20 protein-coding genes are annotated in these 22250 nt (G+C 66.1%); 13 read left to right on the top strand and 7 right to left on the bottom strand.

Annotation, left to right across the window (positions count from 1 at the left end; translation table 11 throughout):
- The first annotated feature begins 57 nt into the window (after positions 1–57).
- From AWC25_RS11255 to AWC25_RS11275, 5 genes are all read left to right on the top strand, one after another.
- The gene (locus AWC25_RS11255) at positions 58–1452 is read left to right on the top strand and encodes a nitrate/nitrite transporter (RefSeq protein WP_142278798.1); all 1395 of its coding nucleotides are present in this window, start codon (positions 58–60) and stop codon (positions 1450–1452) included.
- A 397-nt stretch (positions 1453–1849) separates the two neighbouring features.
- Positions 1850–3247, top strand: coding sequence for a nitrate/nitrite transporter (locus AWC25_RS11260; protein WP_069399949.1), 1398 nt, complete (start codon positions 1850–1852; stop codon positions 3245–3247).
- 77 nt (positions 3248–3324) lie between these two features.
- Entirely contained in the window at positions 3325–4470 is a 1146-nt protein-coding gene (locus AWC25_RS11265) for a uroporphyrinogen-III synthase (protein WP_069399948.1), read from the top strand.
- The gene (locus tag AWC25_RS11270; RefSeq protein ID WP_085166795.1) at positions 4467–5201 is read left to right on the top strand and encodes a sirohydrochlorin chelatase; all 735 of its coding nucleotides are present in this window, start codon (positions 4467–4469) and stop codon (positions 5199–5201) included. Before AWC25_RS11265 ends, AWC25_RS11270 begins: the two co-directional genes overlap by 4 nt.
- A 24-nt stretch (positions 5202–5225) precedes the next feature.
- Positions 5226–5675 carry a TetR/AcrR family transcriptional regulator gene (locus AWC25_RS11275; RefSeq protein WP_085166796.1) on the top strand — a complete coding sequence of 150 codons (450 nt, stop codon included), beginning with the start codon at positions 5226–5228 and terminating at the stop codon, positions 5673–5675.
- Here the strand turns inward: AWC25_RS11275 and nirD are convergent.
- Together nirD and nirB are read right to left on the bottom strand one after the other, a co-directional pair.
- Complete coding sequence (nirD, locus tag AWC25_RS11280; RefSeq protein ID WP_085166797.1) at positions 5672–6028, bottom strand: nitrite reductase small subunit NirD; 357 nt, start codon at positions 6026–6028, stop codon at positions 5672–5674. The genes AWC25_RS11275 and nirD overlap by 4 nt on opposite strands.
- 22 nt (positions 6029–6050) lie before the next feature.
- Complete coding sequence (gene nirB / locus AWC25_RS11285; protein WP_085166798.1) at positions 6051–8618, bottom strand: nitrite reductase large subunit NirB; 2568 nt, start codon at positions 8616–8618, stop codon at positions 6051–6053.
- A gap of 225 nt (positions 8619–8843) precedes the next feature.
- Here nirB and AWC25_RS11290 point away from each other — a divergent pair, with 225 nt between their 5' ends.
- Positions 8844–9284: an Hsp20/alpha crystallin family protein gene (locus AWC25_RS11290; RefSeq protein WP_069399943.1), complete on the top strand. Its 441-nt coding sequence runs from the start codon at positions 8844–8846 to the stop codon at positions 9282–9284.
- Between the two features lie 62 nt (positions 9285–9346).
- Here the strand turns inward: AWC25_RS11290 and AWC25_RS11295 are convergent, their stop codons facing one another.
- Complete coding sequence (locus AWC25_RS11295) at positions 9347–9883, bottom strand: DUF302 domain-containing protein (protein ID WP_084229266.1); 537 nt, start codon at positions 9881–9883, stop codon at positions 9347–9349.
- Positions 9884–9995: 112 nt separating this feature from the next.
- On the opposite strand from AWC25_RS11295, the gene AWC25_RS11300 reads away from it, so the two are divergent.
- Complete coding sequence (locus AWC25_RS11300; protein WP_069399942.1) at positions 9996–10493, top strand: winged helix-turn-helix transcriptional regulator; 498 nt, start codon at positions 9996–9998, stop codon at positions 10491–10493.
- A 4-nt stretch (positions 10494–10497) separates the two neighbouring features.
- On the opposite strand, the gene AWC25_RS11305 is transcribed toward AWC25_RS11300, so the two are convergent.
- Entirely contained in the window at positions 10498–11259 is a 762-nt protein-coding gene (locus tag AWC25_RS11305; protein ID WP_069399941.1) for an isocitrate lyase/PEP mutase family protein, read from the bottom strand.
- Positions 11260–11372: 113 nt separating this feature from the next.
- Here AWC25_RS11305 and AWC25_RS11310 point away from each other — a divergent pair, with 113 nt between their 5' ends.
- From AWC25_RS11310 to AWC25_RS11325, 4 genes are all read left to right on the top strand, one after another.
- A complete protein-coding gene (locus AWC25_RS11310; protein ID WP_069399940.1) occupies positions 11373–11669 on the top strand; it encodes a hypothetical protein in 297 nt (98 codons plus the stop codon).
- Between the two features lie 90 nt (positions 11670–11759).
- A complete protein-coding gene (locus tag AWC25_RS11315; protein ID WP_069399939.1) occupies positions 11760–12587 on the top strand; it encodes a hypothetical protein in 828 nt (275 codons plus the stop codon).
- Positions 12588–12631: 44 nt separating this feature from the next.
- Positions 12632–14572, top strand: a complete 1941-nt coding sequence (locus tag AWC25_RS11320) for a fumarate reductase/succinate dehydrogenase flavoprotein subunit (protein WP_069399938.1) — start codon at positions 12632–12634, stop codon at positions 14570–14572.
- A complete protein-coding gene (locus AWC25_RS11325) occupies positions 14572–15318 on the top strand; it encodes a succinate dehydrogenase/fumarate reductase iron-sulfur subunit (RefSeq protein WP_069399937.1) in 747 nt (248 codons plus the stop codon). The genes AWC25_RS11320 and AWC25_RS11325 overlap by 1 nt, the downstream gene beginning before the upstream one ends.
- Before the next feature lie 102 nt (positions 15319–15420).
- Here AWC25_RS11325 and AWC25_RS11330 read toward each other — a convergent pair whose 3' ends face one another.
- Positions 15421–15912 (bottom strand): flavin reductase family protein, encoded by a 492-nt coding sequence (locus AWC25_RS11330; protein WP_069399936.1) that lies wholly within the window; start codon positions 15910–15912, stop codon positions 15421–15423.
- A gap of 6 nt (positions 15913–15918) precedes the next feature.
- The gene (locus AWC25_RS11335; RefSeq protein ID WP_232326965.1) at positions 15919–17022 is read right to left on the bottom strand and encodes an isopenicillin N synthase family dioxygenase; all 1104 of its coding nucleotides are present in this window, start codon (positions 17020–17022) and stop codon (positions 15919–15921) included.
- A 202-nt stretch (positions 17023–17224) separates the two neighbouring features.
- Here AWC25_RS11335 and AWC25_RS11340 point away from each other — a divergent pair, with 202 nt between their 5' ends.
- Positions 17225–19060 (top strand): acyl-CoA dehydrogenase, encoded by a 1836-nt coding sequence (locus tag AWC25_RS11340; RefSeq protein WP_085166799.1) that lies wholly within the window; start codon positions 17225–17227, stop codon positions 19058–19060.
- A 320-nt stretch (positions 19061–19380) separates the two neighbouring features.
- On the opposite strand, the gene AWC25_RS11345 is transcribed toward AWC25_RS11340, so the two are convergent.
- Complete coding sequence (locus tag AWC25_RS11345; RefSeq protein WP_069399934.1) at positions 19381–20736, bottom strand: acetyl-CoA C-acetyltransferase; 1356 nt, start codon at positions 20734–20736, stop codon at positions 19381–19383.
- Positions 20737–20870: 134 nt separating this feature from the next.
- On the opposite strand from AWC25_RS11345, the gene AWC25_RS11350 reads away from it, so the two are divergent.
- The gene (locus AWC25_RS11350) at positions 20871–22247 is read left to right on the top strand and encodes a 3-oxoacyl-ACP reductase (protein WP_069399933.1); all 1377 of its coding nucleotides are present in this window, start codon (positions 20871–20873) and stop codon (positions 22245–22247) included.
- The last annotated feature ends 3 nt before the right edge of the window (positions 22248–22250 follow it).

Here is a 22250-nt window from a genome sequence, read left to right on the forward strand (position 1 = left end):
AGGATTCCTACCGTGATCGGCAAGAGCGATGACGATTGGAGTCCCATGAAAATCTCGCTGGGCCGTTCGCATGTCCTTTCGGACTGGGACCCGGAGGACACCGCGGCCTGGGAGGCCGGCAACGACAAGATTGCCCGCCGCAACCTGATCTGGTCGGTGTTCGCCGAACACATCGGTTTCTCGATCTGGTCAATCTGGTCGGTGATGGTGTTGTTCATGCCAGCGTCGGTTTACGGGTTCTCCGCAAGCGACAAGTTCTTGCTGGGCGCCATCGCAACGTTCGTCGGCGCATGCCTGCGCTTCCCCTACACCTTTGCCACCGCGAAGTTCGGCGGCCGCAACTGGACGGTGTTCTCCGCGGTGGTGCTGCTGATCCCGACCGTGGGCACCATCGGACTGTTGGCCCACCCCGGTCTGCCGCTCTGGCCGTATCTGCTGTGCGCCGCGCTGGCCGGCTTGGGAGGTGGCAACTTTGCGTCGTCCATGACGAACATCAACGCCTTCTACCCGCAGCGACTGAAGGGCTGGGCACTGGCGGTCAACGCCGGCGGCGGCAACCTCGGTGTGCCGCTGATCCAACTGGTCGGGCTGCTGGTGATCGCGACCGCGGGCGCGCGCCAGCCGTACTGGGTGTGCGCGATTTACCTTGTGCTGCTTGCGATAGCGGGCATCGGCGCGGCGCTGTACATGGACAACCTGCCGCAATACCGGATCGAGATGGACACCATGCGGGCGGTGCTGCGCGAACCACACAGCTGGGTGATCGCGCTGTTATACATCGGCACCTTCGGCTCGTTCATCGGCTTCTCGTTCGCGTTCGGCCAGGTGCTGCAGATGAACTTTCTCGGCAGCGGAGAGAACACAGCGCAGGCGTCGCTGCACGCCGCCCAGATCGCTTTCCTGGGGCCGTTGTTGGGGTCACTGTCGCGCGTTTACGGCGGGAAGCTGGCCGACCGCATCGGCGGCGGCCGGGTCACCCTCGCCGTCTTCTGCTCGATGATCCTGGCCGCGGGAATCCTCGTCGCCGCAAGCACTTTCGGCGGCCACGGCGCGCACCGGACGCCACCGGCGACGATGGTCGGCTACGTGATCGGATTTGTCGCGCTGTTCATCCTGTCCGGCATCGGCAACGGTTCGGTGTACAAGATGATCCCGTCGATCTTCGAGGCGCGCAGCCACGCGCTGCAGATCGGCGAGGCGCAGCGCCGACAGTGGTCACGGTCCATGTCCGGCGCGCTGATCGGCGTGGCCGGCGCCATCGGCGCCCTGGGCGGTGTGGGCGTCAACCTCGCGCTGCGCCAGTCGTATCTGCATAGCGGTACCGCAACATCGGCGTTCTGGGCTTTCATGTTCTGCTACGTCGCGGCCGCGGTGCTGACCTGGGCGGTGTACATCCGCCGCCCGGTCGAGGTCATCACACCGAGCGAGACCGCAGCGCTGGCACACGTGTAGCCCGACGCTGGACAAATTCAATGAGAAAATCTCCGTCGACGCGAAATGTATTGCACCTCACTTCGAATTCGGTGACGGGCTGCTGTGGTCGCCGACTACCTCGTCTGGGCCCGCCCGTATTGTCGTCCGCACCGCTCTGAGCTGTGACTTTCCATCAGCAAATTCCGTTCAGGTTTCTGCCAGATAACTAGGATTCAACTTACAGGGGAAATAGGCCGAAATGAGTTGACGGAGTTCGGTTCCGAATGTGAGCATCGGAACAACGCACGGCGTCCTCTTTCAATTCGGGGCGGCCGCAAGGGCATTCAAAGTCAGACTCACCGCAGCTCATTCCGTCACGGGGAGCCGCTTGACGCCCAGACGATTCGACCGCTCCGTCACGAAAGGTACAGATCGCATGGGCCGCACGCACCGGATCACGGACTGGAATCCAGAGGACACCGCCGCTTGGGCAGCCGGCAACAACAGGATCGCCCGCCGCAATCTGCTGTGCACGATCGCCGGCGATCACGTCGCCTTCTCGATCTGGACCCTGTGGTCGGTGATGGCACTGTTCATGCCGATGTCCGTGTACGGCTTCGGTGCCAGCGACAAGTTGCTGCTGGGCGCGGTCGCGACCCTGGTCGGCGGGTGCGCGCGGATCTTCTACACCCTGGGCATCGCCAGGTTCGGCGGCCGTAACTGGACCGTCTTTTCCGCGTTCGTGTTGCTGATCCCGACGGCGGGCACCATCGTGTTGTTGGCCAATCCCGGGCTGCCGCTGTGGCCGTACCTGGTGTGCGCGGCCCTGACCGGCCTCGGCGGCGGCAACTACGCGGCATCGCTGGCCAACGTCAACGCGTTCTACCCGCAGCGTCTCAAGGGCACCGCGTTGGCGGTGAACGCCGGCGTCGGAAACCTCGGCGTCGCCGGCATCCAATTGGTCGGCCTGCTGGCGCTGGCCACCGCGGGACACCAAGCCCCCTACTGGGTATGCGCCGGTTACCTGGTCTTGCTGGCCGTCGTCGGCATCGCCGCGGCGCTGTTCATGGACAACCTCGAGCACCGCATCGAGCTCAACCACATGCGCTCGATCCTGTTCGAGCGCGACACCTGGCTGATTTCCTTGCTCTACGTCTGCACTTTCGGCTCCTGGATCGGATTCTCGTTCGCTTTCGGCCAGGTGTTGCAGGTGAACTTTGTGGCCGACGGCCAAAGCGCTGCCGCCGCGTCGCTACACGCGGCCGAAATCGCCTTCGTCGGACCGCTGTTCGGTTCGCTGTCGCGGATTTACGGGGGCCGGCTGGCGGACCGGCGCGGCGGCAGCCGAGTCACCCTCGGCGTCCTCGGCGGCATGATTGCGGCGGCCGGCCTGCTGGTGGGCCTCAGCACGTTCGACGACCGCCACGGCGGCACCACATCCATCGCTTTGATCGGCTCCGTCGTCGCGTTTCTGGCGCTGTTCGTCTTGTCCGGCATGGGCAATGGATCGGTATTCAAACTGATCCCGTCCGTCTTCGAGGCGCGCAGCCGTTCGCTGGACGTCGGCGAGGCCGAGCGCCGAGACTGGTCGCGGGCGAAGTCGGGCTCGTTGATCGGGATCTGCTCGGCGGTCGGGGCGCTCGGCGGCGTCGCCATCAACCTGGCGCTGCGCGAGTCCTACCTGCACAGCGGGACCGAGACGTCGGCTTACTGGCTGTTCCTGGTGTCCTACGTCGTGGCCGCGGCGCTGACGTGGACGGTGTATGTGCGCCGTCCCGCCGGGGCGGCGAGCCCGAAGAACCCGGCCCTCGACGCCGAACCGGCGCGAGTGTGATGACTACCGCAACGCGAGCAATGCGCCAGCAATCGCCGGGTAACATCGCCGAAACGTCGCGGGCCTACACAGGTCGTATGGACCGGCCCGACTCGGCGCCGCTCACCGGTTACCGGGTAGCGGTGACGTCCTCGCGCCGATCCGAAGAGCTGTGCGCATTATTGAGCCGGCAGGGCGCCGAGGTATCCAGCGCCGCCGCGATCAACATGATCGCGTTGCCCGAAGATGAAGAACTGCAAAGCACTACCGAAGCCGTCATCGCGGATCCGCCCGATATCCTGGTGGCCCACACCGGCATCGGCTTTCGCGGCTGGGTGGCCGCTGCCGAGGGCTGGGGACTGTCCAACCAGCTGATCGCCTCGTTGTCCAACGCGCGGGTGCTGGCGCGGGGCCCGAAGGCGACCGGCGCCCTGCGCGCCGCGGGTCTGCACGAGGAGTGGTCACCGAAATCCGAATCCTCCCAAGAGCTGCTCCGGTATCTGCTCGAATCCGGGGTGAGCGGCCAGCGGATCGCGGTCCAGTTACACGGCGCTGCCGATGCGTGGGATCCGTTCCCGGAATTCATCGGCGGGCTGCGCGCCGCGGGCGCCGATGTGGTGCCCATCCGGGTGTACCGCTGGAAGTCCACCCCCATGGGCGGCAACTTCGATCAACTGGTCACCGGCATTGCCCGCCGGCAATTCGACGCGGTCAGCTTCACCTCGGCGCCGGCCGCGGCGGCCGTCCTGGAACGCAGCCGCGACTTGAACATCGAGGCCCAGGTGATCGAGGCGCTGCGCACCGAGGTGCATGCGATGTGCGTCGGCCCGGTGACGGCGCAGCCGTTGCACCGCAAGGGAATTCCGACCTCGGCACCGGAACGGATGCGGTTGGGCGCCTTGGCTCGTCACATCGCCGAGAAGCTTCCGCTGCTGGGGTCGTCGACCGTGCGGGCCGCCGGACACGTGGTCGAGATCCGCGGGAACTGCGTCCTGGTCGACGGGTCGGTGCAATCGCTGTCCGGATCGGGGATGGCGGTGCTGCGCGCGCTGGCCCAGCGTCCCGGTGACGTGGTGGCCCGCGGCGATCTACTACGGGTGCTGCCGGGCAACAGCAACGACCCGCACGCCGTCGACACCGCGGTGTTACGCCTGCGAACAGCGTTGGGCGACAAAAACATTGTCGCGACCGTCGTCAAGCGCGGTTATCGGCTGGCAATCGATGAGCCGGCGGGTGTGTCGTGAGCCTGATTCTTGCCGCACACGGGACGCGCCGACCCGGTGGCGTCGCGATGATCGGCGATCTGGCCACGCAGGTGAGCGTTCTGCTGGGCAGAACGGTGTGGGTCGCCTTCGTCGACGTCCTGGGACCCACCCCCAGCGAGGTGCTTTCGGCCGCCGGCAGCCAGCGCGCCATCGTGGTGCCGGCGTTCCTGTCCCGCGGTTATCACGTGCGCACCGATGTGCCCAATCACGTCGCGGCCAGCGGACATCCGGATGTCGTCGTCACCGCGGCCCTGGGTCCGGACGGCGAGATTGCACGTATCGTCGCCGATCAACTGGCTCAATCGGGTTGGCGTCCACGTGATTCGGTGATCCTCGGCGCGGCCGGTACATCGGACCCGATCGCCCGCAGAGACCTGCACACCACCGCCACGCTGCTGTCGGCGCTGACCGGATCGCGCGTGACGCTGGGCTTCGCGGCCACCGGCGACCCGGACATCCGCCAGGCCGTGGCGATGGCCCGGGCGCAGGGGGCGCGACGCGTCGCGATCGCGTCCTACCTGCTTGCCGACGGGCTGTTCCAGGAGCGGCTACAGGACTGCGGCGCCGACGTGGTCAGCCGCCCGTTGGGGACGCATCCGCGGCTGGCCCGGCTGGTCGCGAACCGGTTCCGCCGGGCCGTGCCGGCCGCCCGGCACCCGATGCGCCACTACCGGCTGGGCGCGCCGACACGGGTAATGCTTGATCTTTGACCGCACACGAGTGATCCTGGCAACATGCCCCGTCGCGAAGAGCCATCGCGTGGGCTACGTGATCCGGTAGCGAAGATGTTGCGGTTGCCGTTCGGCACACCGGAATTCATTGATCGCATCATCACCGGCGGGGTCAACCAGGTCGGCCGCCGAACGTTGTACATGCTGATCACCACCTGGGACGCCGCCGGCGGCGGACCCTTCGCAGCCGGTGCCATCGCTTCCACCGGAATGGCGAAGACCGCGGAGGTCGTGCAAAGTGCCTTCATCGGACCGATTTTCGGCCCGATGCTGAAGTTGCTGGGCGCGGACAAGGCTGCCGTGCGCGCATCGCTGTGCGCCTCACAACTGGTCGGCCTCGGCATCATGCGCTACGGGGTGCGCTCCGAACCGTTGCACTCCATGTCGGTGGACGCCCTCGTCGACGCCATTGGGCCGACGATGCAGCGGTACCTGGTCGGCGAGATCGACTAGCCGGCAAACCGGCCGATCTGGATCTGACCGTCGTCGGTGACACGCACCTGGTACACGGGCACCGAGACTCGCGGGTCGTCGAGGCAGTAACCGTCCTCGAGTGCGAACGCCTGCTTGAGGATTGGCGATTGCACCGTGGCGCGACCACCGCGGTCACCGACGATGCCGCGCGAGAGCACGGCCGCACCGGAGAACGGGTCGATGTTGCCGATGGCGTGCAGGGATCCGTCGTCCAAGCGGAACAGTGCCGCCTGCGAGCCGTCGTCGAGCAGCACGCCGACGCCACGGCCCGGGATGAGGTGGTCGTAGGAGCAGGCGGTGGTCCACACCTGAACGTCGTTGAGAATTGTCATGCTCGCTCTAGCCCTCCAGCCTCTAAGAACGGACCCGCGGCATCCCGATCGACACCGGGATTTTGCGGCCGGCGTGCTCGGTGAATGTCACGGTCGAATCGATTGCGTCCGGCGCGTTGACGAAAGAGACAAACCGCGAAAGCTTGTCGGGATCCTCCAGCACGCCCTTCCACTCGCACTTGTAGTTCTGCACGTGCCGCTCCATTGCGGCCTCGAATTCCTGGGCCAGGCCCAGCGAGTCCTCGCAGACGACCTCGCGGACATGATCGAGGCCGCCGTCCAGGGATTCGACCCACGGCGCGGTGCGTTGCAGCCGATCCGCGGTGCGGATGTAGTACATGACGAACCGATCGATGTAGCGCACCAGGGTCTCGGTGTCGAGATCGCTGGCCAACAACTGGGCGTGCTTGGGTGTCATGCCGCCATTGCCGCCGACGTAGAGGTTCCAACCCTTTTCGGTGGCAATGACGCCGACGTCCTTGCTGCGCGCCTCGGCGCATTCGCGGGCGCAGCCGGAGACGCCCATCTTGAATTTGTGCGGTGCCCGCAGGCCCCGGTAGCGCAGTTCCAGGTCGATGGCCAGCTGCACCGAGTCCTGCTGCCCGTAACGGCACCAGTCCGTACCGACGCAGCTTTTCACCGTGCGCAACGCCTTGCCGTACGCGTGGCCGGACTCCATGCCGCCGTCGACCAACCGCTTCCAGATTTGGGGCAGCTGGTCCACGCGGGCGCCGAACATGTCGATGCGCTGTCCGCCGGTGATCTTCGTGTAGAGCCCGAAGTCCTGCGCGATCTGACCGATCAGGATCAGATGCTCCGGCTTGATGTCGCCGCCGGGCACCCGCGGCACCACGGAGTAACTGCCGTTCTTTTGAATGTTGGCCAGGAAGTGGTCGTTGGAGTCCTGTAGCGCGGCCTGCTCGCCGTCGAGAATGTGGTCCGAACCGGTCGACGCGAGGATCGATGCGACCACCGGTTTGCAAATGTCGCAACCCTTTCCGCGACCGAACCGTTCCAGCAGGCCGCTGAACGTCCGGATCTCGGTGGCCGAGATGATCTCGAAGAGCTCGGCGCGCGACTGGCTGAAGTGCTCGCACAGCGCCTTGGACTGTTCGACGCCCTCGGCTTCCAGCAGCTGCTTGAGCAACGGCACACAGGATCCGCACGAGGTGCCGGCCGCGGTGCACGACTTCAACGACGGAACATCCCCGCAGCCGTCGGCGATGGCGCACTTCAGATCGCCCTTGGTGACGTTGTTGCACGAGCAGATCTGCGCCGAGTCCGGGAGCGCCCCGATACCCAAAGCCGAAGCGCCGCCGCCTGATTGATCGGGTGCGATCAGCGCGAGCGGGTCGCCCGGCAGCTGGCTGCCGACCATGGGCCGCAGGACGCCGTAGTTGGACGCGTCGCCAACCAGCACGCCGCCGAGCAGTGTCTTTGCGTCGTCGGAGAGCACCAGCTTGGCGTAGGTCCGATTGACCGCGTCGTTGATGGCGACCTCGAGGCAGTTCTCGGTGGTGCCCATCGCGTCACCGAAGCTTGCGACGTCGACGCCGAGCAGTTTGAGTTTGGTGGACAGATCCGCCTCGGGGAACTCCGCGGCGCCGCCCAGCAGCCGGTCCACCACCACCTCGGCCGAGGTGTAGCCCGGCCCGACCAGGCCGTAGCACCGTCCCTCGATCGCGGCCACCTCGCCGATGGCGTAGATGTCGGGATCGCTTGTGCGGCAGGAAAGATCGGTGAGCACGCCGCCGCGCTCACCGAGGGTCAGGCCCGCGGCAGCAGCCAGCTCGTCGCGTGGCCGGATCCCGGCCGCGAAGATCACCGGGCCGGCGTCAATTTCGTCGCCGTCGGTCAGCCGGACCCGGGTCGACGCCGAACCGTCTGCGCGCTCGACGATTTCGATCGCTTCGGTGCCGGTGCCGACATGCACACGGATGCCAAGCTCGGAGACCATCCTGGCGAGCAGCGCGCCCCCGGCCTCGTCGATCTGCTGGGCCATCAGTCGCGGCATCATCTCGATGACGTGCGTCTGCAAGCCGAACTGCCGCAAGGCGTTGGCGGCTTCCAGACCGAGCAGGCCGCCACCGATCACCACTCCCGCCGCGTCGTGACCGGCGTCCCGCGCCGCCTCGGCGGCGGCACGGATTTCGTCGAGGTCGTCCAGGGTGCGGTAGACGTGACATCCGGGCAAGTCGTGGCCGGGCACCGGCGGAACGAAAGCGTACGAACCGGTCGCCAAGACCAGGGTGTCATAGTCGTAGCGTTGGCCGTCGGCAGTCACCACCGACTTTGTCGCACGGTCGATTTCGGTGACACGCGCGTTCAGAAGCAGCCGCACCCGATCGTCACCGGCGTAGTCGTTGCCGGGCAGGGCCAACAGCCCACGGTCCCAGCTTTCGGTATACGACGTCAGTCCGACGCGGTCGTAGGCGGCGTCGGCTTCCTCGGCCAAAACGGTGATACGCCAAGCACCCTCGGCGTCGCGGGCTCGCAGGGCCTCGACCAGTCGGTGGCCGACCATGCCATGCCCGACCACCACCAAGTGACGTGCAGCACAGTGCTCCTGCGTCTTGGGTGTTGGGGTCATGCCAAGAGATTAGAGGCAAGAAATTAACTGAAAATCGCGCAATGTATCGCGCGTATGACGTGGCTCTCACACCTCACAACTTCCTGTGTGATGTGTGTTCTCTGGTGGCGAACGGTCGAGTGGAACTTAAGCGTGGTTCGCTCAAGTTTCACTGTATAGCCGGCCACCAGCGAGCCGGGCACAGCACATTCACAACCAAACATAAGGAAGCAACGAGGAGAGATCATGAGCAATCTCGCATTGTGGTCACGTCCGGCCTGGGACACCGACCGATGGCTACGCGACTTCTTCGGACCGGCCGCGGTAGCCGACTGGTTCCAGCCCACGGCCAGTGGTTTTAGCCCCGCTGCGGAGGTCGTCAAGGACGGCGACGACGCGGTGGTACGTCTGGAGCTGCCCGGTGTCGATGTCGAAAAGGACGTCAACGTCGAGCTCGACCGGGGCCGGCTGGTCATCCACGGTGAACACCGCGACGAGTTCGCCGACGACAAAGACGGGCGCACCGTGCGGGAGATCCGCTACGGCTCGTTCCGCCGCTCGTTCCAGTTGCCGGCGCACGTCACCCGCGAAGCCATCACGGCTTCCTACGACGCCGGTGTGTTAACGGTGCGCGTGGCCGGTGCCTACGCCGGCACGCAGGCGCAGCGCATCGCGATCACCAAGTAAGCCGGACGAACAACCACGCGGCCGGCGGAGCCCACGGGCTTCGCCGGTCGCGTCTCAAGGCATCAGCGGAACGCTTCGTCGGCGTCAATCCCGATCACGCGCAACAGGTTTGCCACCTTGCGATCCAGGCTGTAGCCGACCGCGGTCACCTCGGTGATGCCGAGGCTGCCGAACACCGCGCTGGGCTGATCCATCGTAAGCACCGCGTTGCCGTCGGCGTCAGCGTGGATCAACAGTCGTAATGGCGCATACAGCATGGCCTTCGGGTCATGACGAAACATCGTCTCGGCGATCGTGTGGTTGCCCAGCAAGTACTCCACCGCTTTGGTGGTGTGGCCGGCGATGGAAAAGAACGGCAATACGTCGATCTTCCCGTAAACCATCAGGCCGTGCGGTGCGTTGGCGTCCGCCGCCGCAAGCACGTCGTCCCAGGTGCCGCCCCGACTGGCGATCTCGCTCACCACGCCCCGGTCGACCACCGGCGCGGCCGCCTCGAACTCGGCGATGAACTCGTCGAACTCGACACCGGTGGCAACGTCGATGCGGTTCACGGTGTGTGACACCACGTCATACTTCGCCGTTTTCACGCTACTTGTCATCGCACTCCTCGGATCGCCCTCGTCGCGCCCCGCGGCGATGGTTCGGTGAATGAACTTTATGTTCTCGAGTATAGGGTTCATTGAATGAACCAACAAGGGGTAGCATGACCAGGTGGCGCTTCCCCGCGAATATCCGAACGAAAACTGTCCCATCGCGCGGTCTTTGGAGATTATCGGTGAGCGCTGGACCCTGCTGATCGTGCGCGACGCCTTCTTCGGGGTCCGGCGCTTCAGCGATTTCCGCAGTCACCTCAACATCCCCAAGGCCGTGCTATCCGAGCGGTTGGCGCTACTGGTCGCCCAGGGCGTGTTGGCCAAGAACGACGGTGACTACACCCTGACCACCAAGGGCCATCGGTTGTGGCCGGTGCTGTGGTCGATGATCAGCTGGGGCGACGAGAATTACGTGGAAAAGCCAAGGCGGCGCACCTATGTGCATGCGGATTGCGACGGCGTCATCGACTCCGACGGCCGCTGCGATCGCTGTGGTCAGACGCCCGACGTCGCCGATCTGATCACGCATCCGCCCCGGCGCCTGCGGACTTCGGCTGGCGACGATCCGGTCAGCCGAGCGCTGCGCCGACCGCACCGAATGCTGGAGGCGATTTAGCCGCTCAACCCCAGCGCGCCAGCAGTTCGGTGGCCCGGCTCGACAATGCGGCCTGCAAAAACGGGCCGAAACTGATCCGGGCGACGCCCAACGGGCCGAATGACGCCGGATCGTCCTGGTCGGGCAGCGCGATCGCGTTGATCGGCAGCGGCAGCTCAGTCGCCAAGCGCCGCAACGTCTCCGGATCGTGGCGCCCCACCGGATACAGCACATCGGCGCCGGCGCCCGCGGCCTCGGTCAACCGCTCGATTGCGCGCTCGACCAGATCCACGCCGCCGGCATCCCCGCGCAGGAAGAGGTCCGTGCGCGCGTTGATCACCACGTGCACCCCGGCGGCGTCGGCGGCCGCCCGCAACGCCGCGACGAAATCGGCGTGCTCACGCGCGGATCGCAGCCGCCGGTTCTCCGAGTGCACGGTGTCCTCGACATTGAGGCCCACCGCACCGACGCTGAGCAGCCCGTCGATCAGGCGTTGCGGGGATTGGCCGTAGCCGGATTCGATGTCCACCGACACCGGCACGTCGACCGCCGCGGTGATCTGGGCGACCCCGGCGAGCACGTCGTCGAACGACATACCTTCGTTGTCACGTTTGCCGAGCGAGTCGGCCAGCGGGTGGCTGCCGACGGTCAGGGCGGCAAAACCGGCCCCCGTCGCCAGACGCGCCGACCAAGCGTCCCACACGGTCGGAAGCACGACGGGGTGCCCGGGCCGATGCAATTCCAGGAACGCCGCCGCGCGCGCGGCGGTCGTGATCTGACGTGGCATGGGTATTTGCTCCGTGTTCCCCGACGAGTCGTCTGCCCGGCACCATCGGTGCGCAGTGGATAGTATCGAGAAACACATTGTGATTTGTGACACCGTCGGATTTAGGAGATCTCTTGACCACCACGACTGAACTCGCCGAACTGCACGATCTCATCGGTGGCCTGCGTCGGTGTGTGAACTCCCTGCGGTCACGCTACGGCGACAGCCCGGCCATGCGGCGCATCGTCATCGACGCCGACCGGATCCTCAACGATGTCGAATTACTCGACTCCGATGTTTCCGAATTGGACTTGGCGCGCGCCACGGTGCAGCACTCCGGTGAAAAGATCACCATTCCCGATACCCAGTACGACAGCGATTTTTGGCGCGATGTCGACGACGAGGGCGTCGGGGGCCACCACCGATCCTGACAGCCATGCCCCCCGAAAATTCGGGGGGCCTCTCTGTGTACCCTTCGACCAACAGCTTCGTTCAACAGCCCGTTCGAAGAGGAACACTTGATGAGCGCACCCACGGCGAACCGTCCTGCGTCCGGAGTTTTTTCCCCGACGCGCGCCAGGATCCAGCAACGCACTCTGCGCACCGACCGCTGGTGGATGTCGCCGCTGCGGATCGACCTCGGCTTCGCCGCGTTCATCATCTACGCGACGGCACGGGCATTTCAGCAGAACTACTTCTTCGTCCCCAAGTACCACTACCTGACGCCGTTCTACTCCCCGTGCGTCAGCAAGGGCTGCGGTGAGGCCGGCGACATCTGGCCACAGTTCCTGCCCGACGTGTGGTGGCTGCCGTACGCGGCCCTGTCGCTGCCGTTTCTGCTGCTCTTCCGGCTGACCTGCTACTACTATCGCGGTGCCTACTACCGCACGGTGTGGCAGTCGCCCAGCGCGTGCGCGGTCGCCGAGCCCCGTGTCCACTACACCGGCGAGACCCGGTTCCCGCTGATCATCCAGAACACCCACCGGTACTTCTTCTACATCGCCGGCATCATCTCGATCATCAACACCTACGACGCGATCGTCGCGTTCCACTCCGACACCGGACCCGGCGGATTCGGGTTCGGCCTGGGCAACCTGATCCTGCTCGGCAACGTCATCATGCTGTGGATCTACACGCTGTCCTGCCACTCCTGCCGGCACGTGACCGGCGGCCGGCTCAAGCACTTCTCCAAGCACCCTGTGCGGTATTGGATTTGGACTCAGGTCAGCAACATCAACACCCGGCACAAATTGTTCGCCTGGATCACGCTGGGCACCCTGATGGTCACCGATTTCTACATCGCACTGGTGGCCAGCGGCGCTATTCATGACCCGAGATTTGTTGGCTGAATAGCCATTTCAAACAAAATCTGAATTGAGCTAGCGAGGGATTTATGGCTGAGGTCGAGCGGCACTCCTACGACGTCGTAGTGATCGGTGCCGGCGGCGCAGGTTTGCGCGCGGTCATCGAGGCGCGCGAACGCGGCCTGCGGGTCGCCGTGGTGACCAAGTCGCTGTTCGGGAAGGCCCACACGGTGATGGCCGAAGGCGGCTGCGCCGCCTCGATGGGCAACACCAACCCCAAGGACAACTGGAAGACGCACTTCGGCGACACCATGCGCGGGGGCAAGTTCCTCAACAACTGGCGGATGGCCGAACTGCACGCCAAAGAGGCACCGGATCGCGTCTGGGAGCTGGAGACCTACGGCGCGCTGTTCGACCGCCTCAAGGACGGCAAGATCAGCCAGCGCAACTTCGGGGGCCACACCTACCCCCGGCTCGCCCACGTCGGTGACCGCACGGGCCTGGAGCTCATCCGCACCATGCAGCAGAAGATCGTCTCGCTGCAGCAGGAGGACTTCGCCGAGCTCGGCGACTACGAGGCGCGCATCAAGGTGTTCGCCGAATGCGCCATCACCGAGCTGATCAAGGACGGCTCCGGAGACGAGGGGCGGATCGCCGGCGCCTTCGGCTACTGGCGCGAGAGCGGCCGGTTCGTCGTGTTCGAGGCGCCCGCGGTGGTGCTGGCCACCGGCGGCATCGGCAAGTCCTTCAAGGTGACCTCCAACTCGTGGGAATACACCGGCGACGGCCACGCCCTGGCGCTGCGCGCCGGGGCGACGCTGATCAACATGGAGTTCATCCAGTTCCACCCGACGGGCATGGTCTGGCCGCCGAGCGTGAAGGGGATCCTGGTCACCGAGGGTGTGCGCGGCGACGGCGGAGTGCTGAAGAACTCCGACAGCAAGCGCTTCATGTTCGACTACATTCCGCCGGTGTTCAAAGGCCAGTACGCCGAATCCGAGCAAGAGGCCGACCAGTGGCTCAAGGACAACGACTCGGCCCGGCGCACCCCGGACCTGCTGCCCCGCGATGAGGTCGCCCGCGCGATCAACTCGGAGGTCAAATCGGGTCGTGGCACCCCGCACGGCGGGGTTTACCTCGACATCGCCTCTCGGTTGACGCCCGACGAGATCAAGCGGCGGCTGCCGTCGATGTACCACCAGTTCATGGAGTTGGCCGGGGTGGACATCACCAAGGAGCCCATGGAGGTCGGGCCCACCTGCCATTACGTGATGGGCGGTGTCGAGGTCGATCCCGACACCGGAGCGGCCACCGTCGCCGGCCTGTTCGCCGCCGGCGAGTGCTCCGGCGGCATGCACGGTTCCAACCGGCTCGGCGGCAACTCGCTGTCGGACCTGCTGGTCTTCGGGCGCCGCGCCGGATTGGGCGCCGCCGACTACGCGCGCGCCCTGGCCAGCCGGCCGTCGGTCAGCGAGGCCGCCATCGAGGCGGCGGCGCAACGCGCACTGGCCCCCTTCGAGGGACCCACCGACGGCTCCACCCCGGAGAACCCGTACACGTTGCAGCTGGAGCTGCAGCAGTCGATGAACGACCTCGTCGGCATCATCCGCAAGGCGGAGGAGATCACCGAGGCGCTGGACCGGCTGGTGAAACTCCGCGAGCGGTTCAAGAACATCAAGGTCGAGGGGAACCGGCAGTACAACCCGGGCTGGAACCTGGCCATCGATCTGCGCAACATGCTGTTGGTCAGCGAATGCATCGCCAAGGCGGCGCTGCAGCGCACCGAGAGCCGTGGCGGACACACCCGCGACGACCACCCCGGGATGGACTCCGCGTGGCGCAAGGTCCTGCTGGTGTGCCGCGCCGTCAACAGCGAAGACGTCATTCCCGAGATCACCATCACCCGCCAAGACCAGGTGCCGATGCGACCGGATCTCATGGAGCTCTTCGAGATCTCGGAGCTCGAGAAGTACTTCACCGATGAAGAGCTGGCCGATCACCCAGGACGGACCTCGAGGACGGAGAGCTAATGAGCTACAACGCAACGATGCGGGTGTGGCGCGGCGACGAAGCCGGCGGCGCGCTGGAGAACTTCACCGTCGAGGTCAACGAGGGTGAGGTGGTGCTCGACATCATCCACCGCTTGCAGCAGACACAGACGCCGGACCTCGCGGTGCGGTGGAACTGCAAGGCCGGCAAATGCGGATCCTGCTCGGCCGAGATCAACGGCAAGCCGCGGCTGATGTGCATGACCCGGATGTCGTCGTTCGACGAGGACGAGACCGTGACCGTCACCCCGTTGCGGACCTTCCCGGTGATCCGTGACCTGGTCACCGACGTCTCGTTCAACTACGAGAAGGCAAGGGAGATCCCCTCTTTCGCGCCTCCCAAGGACCTGCAGCCCGGCGAGTACCGGATGGCGCAGGTGGACGTGCAGCGTTCCCAGGAGTTCCGCAAGTGCATCGAATGCTTCCTGTGCCAGAACGTCTGCCACGTGGTGCGCGACCACGAGGAGAACAAGAAGTCGTTCGCCGGACCGCGTTACCTGATGCGCATCGCCGAACTCGAGATGCACCCGCTGGACACCCGCGACCGTCGCAACGACGCGCAGGAGGAGCACGGTCTGGGCTTTTGCAACATCACCAAGTGCTGCACCGAAGTGTGCCCCGAGCACATCAAGATCACCGACAACGCGCTGATCCCGATGAAAGAGCGGGTGGCCGATCGCAAGTACGACCCGATCGTCTGGCTGGGCAACAAGCTGTTCCGGCGCTAGCCGCGAGCCTTCGCGTTGTCGCCGAACGTGCTCCGATGGTGAGATTTTGGCCCGCCGCTGTTGCACCGGGAGAGCACGTTCGGCGCGAGCGGACGCGTGAAATCAGTGCGGCGTCAGGCGCCGAAATGCGCTGCGGTGGAAGACAATCGGCGCCACCTCGGCGTCGACGGTCACCTCGTTGACCCGTAGCACCACGATGGTGTGATCCCCCGCGGGGATCAGCTGCTCGATCGCACTCTCCAGCCACAGGCCGGTGCCCTTGATGAACACCGCCCCGGAGCGACGCGACACCGTCTCCAGCCCGGCAAACCGGTCACCGGTCTTGGCGGCCAGGGTGCGGGCGGCCTCGTCATGCTCCTCGCCCAGCACGCTGATGCCCAGCATCGGCAGGTCCTTGAGCTTGGGCCAGGTGGTCGAGGTGTTTTGCACGCAGAAGGACACCAACGGCGGATCCAACGAGACGGGCACGAAGGTGCTGGCCGCCAGCCCCACGCGGACACCGGAAACCTCCGCGGCGATCGCCACCACGCCGGACGGGAAGTGCCCGAAAGCTTCACGCAGTGTCGAAGCGGTCAGCTTGTTCGATGCGTTCACTGGACTTCACTCGCCCCTTGTCGCCGACGACAAATTCGCTCGTGTGACATTACCTGCCGAGTATCCGTGTGCCTCGGCGACGTCGGGGTGGGCGCGCACTCTGCTTTTCCAGGCGTTGCGCCCGTAGACCGCGAAGATCGGATCGGACGGCTTGTGCGCCGGATTCCAGGAGCGGTCGGTGCACGCGGCGAGTTCGCCCGGTAGCGACAGCACCGGCAGCTGGGCGTCGAGCCGGGGATTGAAGAAGTAGGGCACCGAGATGCGCTCGCCGGTTTGCTCGTCGAGCTGCACCCGGTGTTCGGTGGCGCGCAGGTAGCCGCTGGTCGCGACCTCGAGTAGCTCGCCGATGTTCACGATGAACGCCCCGTCCACCGGCGGGACATCGACCCAATCGTCGTGCGGCGCACCCCGCCGCACCTGTAGGCCCCGGCTGCCCGGCTCGGCGAGCAGCAGCGTCAGCACCCCGGAGTCGCGGTGCGCCCCCACGCCCTGCGTCAGCGGCGATCGCAAGCGCGGCGAAGCCGGGCGCCGCGGGTCGCCGCCGTCAGCCGTGGCCGCGCGGGCCGGATAGCGGATGACCTTGATCAAGGTGGCCGGCGTCTCGGCGAAGGCGTCGTCGAACACATCCGGCGGGCTGCCCAGCGACGCGGCCCAGTGCCGCAGCAGCGCGCGGGCGACCCGGGACAGGGCGGCGTCCCACTCCGCGATGAGGCCCGGGAACGCCGGCAACGCCGCCGGCCATTGGTTGGGACCCTGCAGCCAGAGGTAGTCGGGCTTGCCCGGGCCGCCGATGGCGGGCCGTTCGGGGCCGATATCAATCTGCTCGCGCCAATCCACCCGGCCGAGTGTCCGCTCGCCACCCATCCGGGTGTAGCCGCGGAAGTGCGGGCTGCGCACCATGGCCATGGCGTCCTTGTCGGCGTCGGGCAGCGCGAACAGGCTCCGGGCCGCCTCAAGCAGCCGGTTGGTCAACGCCTCGGACACACCGTGGCCGGTCAGGTAGAAGAAACCCACCTCATGTGCGGCTTCGCGCAGGCCCGCCCGCAGCTGCTCGGCACCGGCCCGCAAATCCACCACCGGCACCGCGGCAGCGCTTCCCTCACCCGTCACGTGTCCATTATCGCCGCAGGTAGACGAGCCGTCGAAGGCGTTGGCAGGCACTTGCCAACCGGTTGGTTAATTAGGCAATGAAATTTAGGTCACAGTCCCTTGCGCGGATCTGACGCCGCGGGATATTTTAGCGGTGTTACTGGTGGGTAACTTAGCCCAAAGTACCCAACCACACGTGGCGTTCTCAACGAGGAGGAGAATAGTGAGCCACTACAAAAGCAACGTCCGCGACCAGGTGTTCAACCTGTTTGAGGTGCTGGGCGTTGACAAGGCATTAGGCCAAGGCGAGTACACCGACCTCGACGTCGATACCGCCACTGAAATGTTGAACGAGATCAGCCGGCTGGCCGAGGGGCCGATCGCGGAGTCGTTCGTCGAGGGTGATCGCAATCCCCCGGTCTTCGACCCCGAGACGCACTCGGTGACGCTGCCGGAAGAGTTCAAGAAATCCGTCCGCGCAGTCCAAGAGGGTGGCTGGGACAAGGTCGGCCTCGACGAGGCCCTCGGCGGCGTGCCCGCCCCCAAGGCGCTGTTGTGGGCGCTGCACGAGCACATCCTCGGCGCCAACCCGGCCGTCTGGATGTACGCCGGCGGCGCCGGATTCGCCAACATCCTGTACCACCTCGGTACCGAGGAGCAGAAGAAGTGGGCCGTACTGGCCGCCGAGCGTGGCTGGGGTTCCACCATGGTGCTGACCGAGCCGGACGCCGGTTCGGACGTCGGCGCGGGCCGCACCAAGGCGGTGCAGCAGGACGACGGTTCCTGGCACATCGAGGGCGTCAAGAGGTTCATCACCTCGGCCGACTCGGGTGACCTGTTCGAGAACATCTTCCACTTGGTGCTGGCCCGCCCGGAGGGTGCCGGCCCCGGCACCAAGGGACTGTCGTTGTTCTTCGTGCCGAAGTTCCTGTTCGACTTCGAGACGGGTGAACTCGGCGAGCGCAACGGCGCCTTCGTCACCAACGTCGAGCACAAGATGGGCTTGAAGGTCTCCGCGACCTGCGAGCTGTCGTTCGGTCAGCACGGTGTGCCCGCCAAGGGCTGGCTGGTCGGCGAGGTGCACAACGGCATCGCGCAGATGTTCGAGGTCATCGAGCAGGCCCGGATGATGGTCGGCACGAAGGCGATCGCCACCCTGTCGACGGGTTACCTGAACGCGCTGGCCTACGCCAAGCAGCGGGTGCAGGGCGCCGACATGACCCAGATGACGGACAAGACCGCCCCGCGGGTGACCATCACCCACCACCCGGACGTGCGCCGGTCACTGATGACCCAAAAGGCCTACGCCGAGGGGTTGCGCGCGCTGTACCTGTTCACCTCCACCTACCAGGACGCGGCGGTCGCCGAGGCCATCCACGGGGTGGACGCCGAGCTGGCGGTCAGGGTCAACGACCTGATGCTGCCCGTGGTCAAGGGTGTCGGGTCGGAGCAGGCCTATGCCAAGCTGACCGAGAGCCTGCAGACCTACGGTGGCTCCGGCTTCCTGCAGGACTACCCGATCGAGCAGTACATCCGGGACGCCAAGATCGACTCTCTGTACGAAGGCACTACGGCCATCCAGGCGCAGGACTTCTTCTTCCGCAAGATCGTCCGCGACAAGGGCGTGGCCCTGGCGCACGTGTCCGAGCAGATCCAGAAGTTCGTCGACAGCGAGTCCGGCAACGGACGGCTGAAGACCGAGCGCGAGCACCTGGCCAAGGCGTTGGCCGACGTCCAGGGCATGGCGGCCACGCTGACCGGCTACCTGATGGCCGCGCAGGAGGATGTCACCAGCCTGTACAAGGTGGGGCTGGGCTCGGTGCGCTTCCTGATGAGCGTCGGTGACCTGGTCATCGGCTGGCTGTTGCAGCGTCAGGCGGCGGTCGCCGTGGCGGCGCTCGACGGCGGTGCCAGTGGCGCCGAGCGGTCCTTCTACGAGGGCAAGATCGCGGTGGCGTCGTTCTTCGCGAAGAACTTCCTGCCGCTGTTGGCCAGCACCCGCGAGGTGATCGAAACGCTGGACAACGAGATCATGGAACTCGATGAGGCGGCGTTCTAGCCGCTTCTAGGCCGCATATCCGGTCCGGCCACACGCAAATCCCCCGCTTTGACGAGAAGCGGGGGATTTTGCATGGGTGGGCGACAACGAAAAGACCGCCGCTGGATCCCCTCACTCCAGCGGCGGCCTATTCCGTACGCCCGTAACTTGTACCGGCGCTCGAACCTGGGATGCCCCGCGTTGCCGTCGGGGTCGGGGGGTCAGACCACAACACGGGACAATCCGCTCTTCGTCTACCCATCCCCCGCCGTTACTAATCAGCTGTGATCAACTTCATCCACAGTCGGCAACCATGGCCCGATTTACGGCATCTGCGCAGGTCACGTCTCCAAAATCGCGGCCACACCCTGGCCACCCGCGGCGCAGATGGAAATCAGCGCGCGCAGCGGCGCCCCACCCTTGTTCGCCTCTTTCTTCTTTTCGGCAAGTTGTTTGGCGGCCTGCGCGAGAATCCGTCCGCCGGTGGCCGCGAAGGGGTGTCCGGCGGCCAGCGAAGAACCGTTGACGTTCAGCTTCGACCGGTCGATCGAGCCCAGAGCCGCGTCCAGGCCCAGCCGTTCCTTGCAGTACTCCTCGGACTCCCACGCCTGTAGGTGTGCCAGCACCACCGACGCGAAGGCCTCGTGGATCTCGTAGAAGTCGAAGTCCTGCAAGCTCAGGCCGTTGCGGGCCAGCAGCCGCGGCACCGCGTAGGTCGGGGCCATCAGCAGGCCGTCGCGGCCGCTGACGTAGTCGACGGCGGCGGTCTCCGCGTCGACCAGATAGGCCAGTACGGGCAGCGAGTGATCGGCCGCCCACTGCTCGGTCGACAACAAGGCGACCGAGGCGCCGTCGGTCAATGGAGTGGAGTTGCCCGCCGTCATCGTGGCGTCGCCGGCCTTCACCCCGAAGACCGGGCGCAGCGAGGCGAGCTTCTCCACGCTGGCGTTGGCACGCAGGTTGTCGTCGCGGTACAGCCCCAAGAAGGGAGTGACGAGGTCGTCGAAGAACCCGCGGTCGTAGGCGGCGGCCATGTTGTGATGGCTGGCGACGGCGAGTTCGTCCTGATCCACCCGCTTGATGCCCATCTGCTTGGCGGTGATGGCCGCGTGCTCGCCCATTGACAGCCCCGTGCGCGGCTCGCTGTTCGCCGGGATCTCGATGCCCAGCGCCGCGGGCAGCGTGCCGAGCAGCTTGAGCCGCTGCACGTTGGACTTCGACCGCCGCAACTTCAGCAACTGGCGGCGCAGGTTGTCGCCCAGGCCGATTGGCGGGTCGGACGTGGTGTCCACCCCGCCCGCGGCGGCGACCTCGTAGCGGCCGGAGGCGATGCCGTCGGCGGCCGCGACGGCCGCCTGCAGGCCGGTACCACAGGCCTGTTGGATGTCGAATGCCGGTGTATACGAAGACAATTGGGATCCCAGCACGCACTCGCGGGTGAGGTTGAAGTCGCGACTGTGCTTGAGCACCGCGCCGCCGACGACCACGCCGAGGCGCTCGCCCTTCAGCCCGAACCGATCCACTAGCCCACCGAGGGCCGCGGTGAACATGTCCTGGTTGGACGCTTCGGCGTAGGCGCCGTCGGACCGCGCGAACGGGATGCGATTGCCGCCCAGCACGGCGACGCGCCGCCGGGAGTTCAAACTTGTCTGAGCTGCTTGGTCAGTTGTCTGGGAACTTGCAGGGGCCACGTTCATCTCCGGTTATCAGTATGGGGGATTGGCCGTTGGCACCCATACTACCGACTGTTCTTACTCTGCAGTAAGTTCGTCCCCGATACCGTTGGTTTGTCCGACATGTTCGACTCAGAAAGACAACGGAAGGCAGCTCAGTGGCTCCCAATCGTCCCTCCGACCTGTTCTCACAAGTGGTCAACTCGGGCCCCGGATCTTTCCTCGCGAAGCAACTCGGGGTCCCGCAGCCGGAGAATCTGCGCCGCTACTCTCCCGGCGATCCGCCGCTGGCGGGGTCTTTGCTGATCGGCGGCCCGCAGGAGCAGCCGGGCCGGATCGTCGAGCCGCTGCGGGCCGCGCTGAGCGGCGACTACGACCTGGTCGGCAACAACCTGGGCGGCCGCTGGGCCGACAAGTTCGGCGGCCTGGTGTTCGACGCAACCGGCATCACCACGCCGGACGGCCTCAAGGCGCTGCACGACTTCTTCACCCCGCTGCTGCGGAACCTGGGCCACTGCGCGCGCGTCGTCGTCGTCGGCACCACCCCCGACGCCGCGGCCAGCACCGACGAGCGGATCGCGCAGCGCGCGCTGGAAGGCTTCACCCGGTCGCTGGGCAAAGAGCTGCGCAACGGCTCCACCGTCGCGCTGGTCTACCTGTCACCGGACGCCAAACCGGCCGCCACGGGCCTGGAATCGACCATGCGGTTCATCCTTTCGGCGAAGTCGGCGTACGTCGACGGCCAGGTGTTCTACCTGGGGGCCGCCGATTCCACCCCGCCGGCCGACTGGGACCGGCCACTGGACGGCAAGGTCGCGATCGTCACCGGTGCCGCGCGCGGCATCGGCGCAACGATCGCCGAGGTGTTCGCCCGCGACGGTGCGCGCGTCGTCGCGATCGACGTGGAATCTGCGGCCGAGGCCCTGGCCGAGACCGCCAGCCGGGTGGGGGGAACCGCGCTGTGGCTCGACGTCACCGCCGCGGACGCGATCGACAAGATCACCGAACACCTGCGCGACCACTACGCCGGACGCGCCGACGTGTTGGTGAACAACGCCGGCATCACCCGGGACAAGCTGCTGGTGAACATGGACGACGCCCGCTGGGACGCGGTATTGGCGGTCAATCTTCTTGCCCCGAAACGTCTTACCGAGGGTCTGGTCGGCAACGGCAGCATCGGCGAGGGCGGCCGGGTGATCGGGCTGTCGTCGATGGCCGGCATCGCCGGCAACCGCGGGCAGACGAACTACGCCACCACCAAGGCCGGGATGATCGGCTTGACCCAGGCGCTGGCACCGGAGCTCTACGAGAAAGGCATCACGATCAACGCCGTGGCACCGGGCTTCATCGAGACGCAGATGACCGCGGCGATCCCACTCGCCACCCGCGAGGTGGGCCGCCGGATGAACTCGCTGCTGCAGGGCGGCCAGCCGGTCGACGTCGCAGAGACCATCGCCTACTTCGCCAGCCCAGCGTCGAATGCGGTGACGGGCAACGTCATTCGCGTCTGCGGCCAGGCAATGTTGGGCGCCTGACAA

Origin of the sequence: Mycobacterium sherrisii (assembly GCF_002102355.1) — a bacterium.
Classification (GTDB): domain Bacteria; phylum Actinomycetota; class Actinomycetes; order Mycobacteriales; family Mycobacteriaceae; genus Mycobacterium; species Mycobacterium sherrisii.

Excerpts from the sequence above, each read along its gene's own strand:
- AWC25_RS11320 (WP_069399938.1), top strand. The coding sequence starts at position 12,632 with ATGGCTGAGGTCGAGCGGCACTCCTACGACGTCGTAGTGATCGGTGCC.
- AWC25_RS11260 (WP_069399949.1), top strand. The coding sequence starts at position 1,850 with ATGGGCCGCACGCACCGGATCACGGACTGGAATCCAGAGGACACCGCC.
- AWC25_RS11345 (WP_069399934.1), bottom strand. The coding sequence starts at position 20,736 with ATGAACGTGGCCCCTGCAAGTTCCCAGACAACTGACCAAGCAGCTCAG.
- nirB (WP_085166798.1), bottom strand. The coding sequence starts at position 8,618 with ATGACCCCAACACCCAAGACGCAGGAGCACTGTGCTGCACGTCACTTG.
- AWC25_RS11265 (WP_069399948.1), top strand. The coding sequence starts at position 3,325 with ATGGACCGGCCCGACTCGGCGCCGCTCACCGGTTACCGGGTAGCGGTG.
- AWC25_RS11290 (WP_069399943.1), top strand. The coding sequence starts at position 8,844 with ATGAGCAATCTCGCATTGTGGTCACGTCCGGCCTGGGACACCGACCGA.
- AWC25_RS11295 (WP_084229266.1), bottom strand. The coding sequence starts at position 9,883 with ATGACAAGTAGCGTGAAAACGGCGAAGTATGACGTGGTGTCACACACC.
- nirD (WP_085166797.1), bottom strand. The coding sequence starts at position 6,028 with ATGACAATTCTCAACGACGTTCAGGTGTGGACCACCGCCTGCTCCTAC.
- AWC25_RS11315 (WP_069399939.1), top strand. The coding sequence starts at position 11,760 with ATGAGCGCACCCACGGCGAACCGTCCTGCGTCCGGAGTTTTTTCCCCG.
- AWC25_RS11275 (WP_085166796.1), top strand. The coding sequence starts at position 5,226 with ATGCCCCGTCGCGAAGAGCCATCGCGTGGGCTACGTGATCCGGTAGCG.
- AWC25_RS11305 (WP_069399941.1), bottom strand. The coding sequence starts at position 11,259 with ATGCCACGTCAGATCACGACCGCCGCGCGCGCGGCGGCGTTCCTGGAA.
- AWC25_RS11325 (WP_069399937.1), top strand. The coding sequence starts at position 14,572 with ATGAGCTACAACGCAACGATGCGGGTGTGGCGCGGCGACGAAGCCGGC.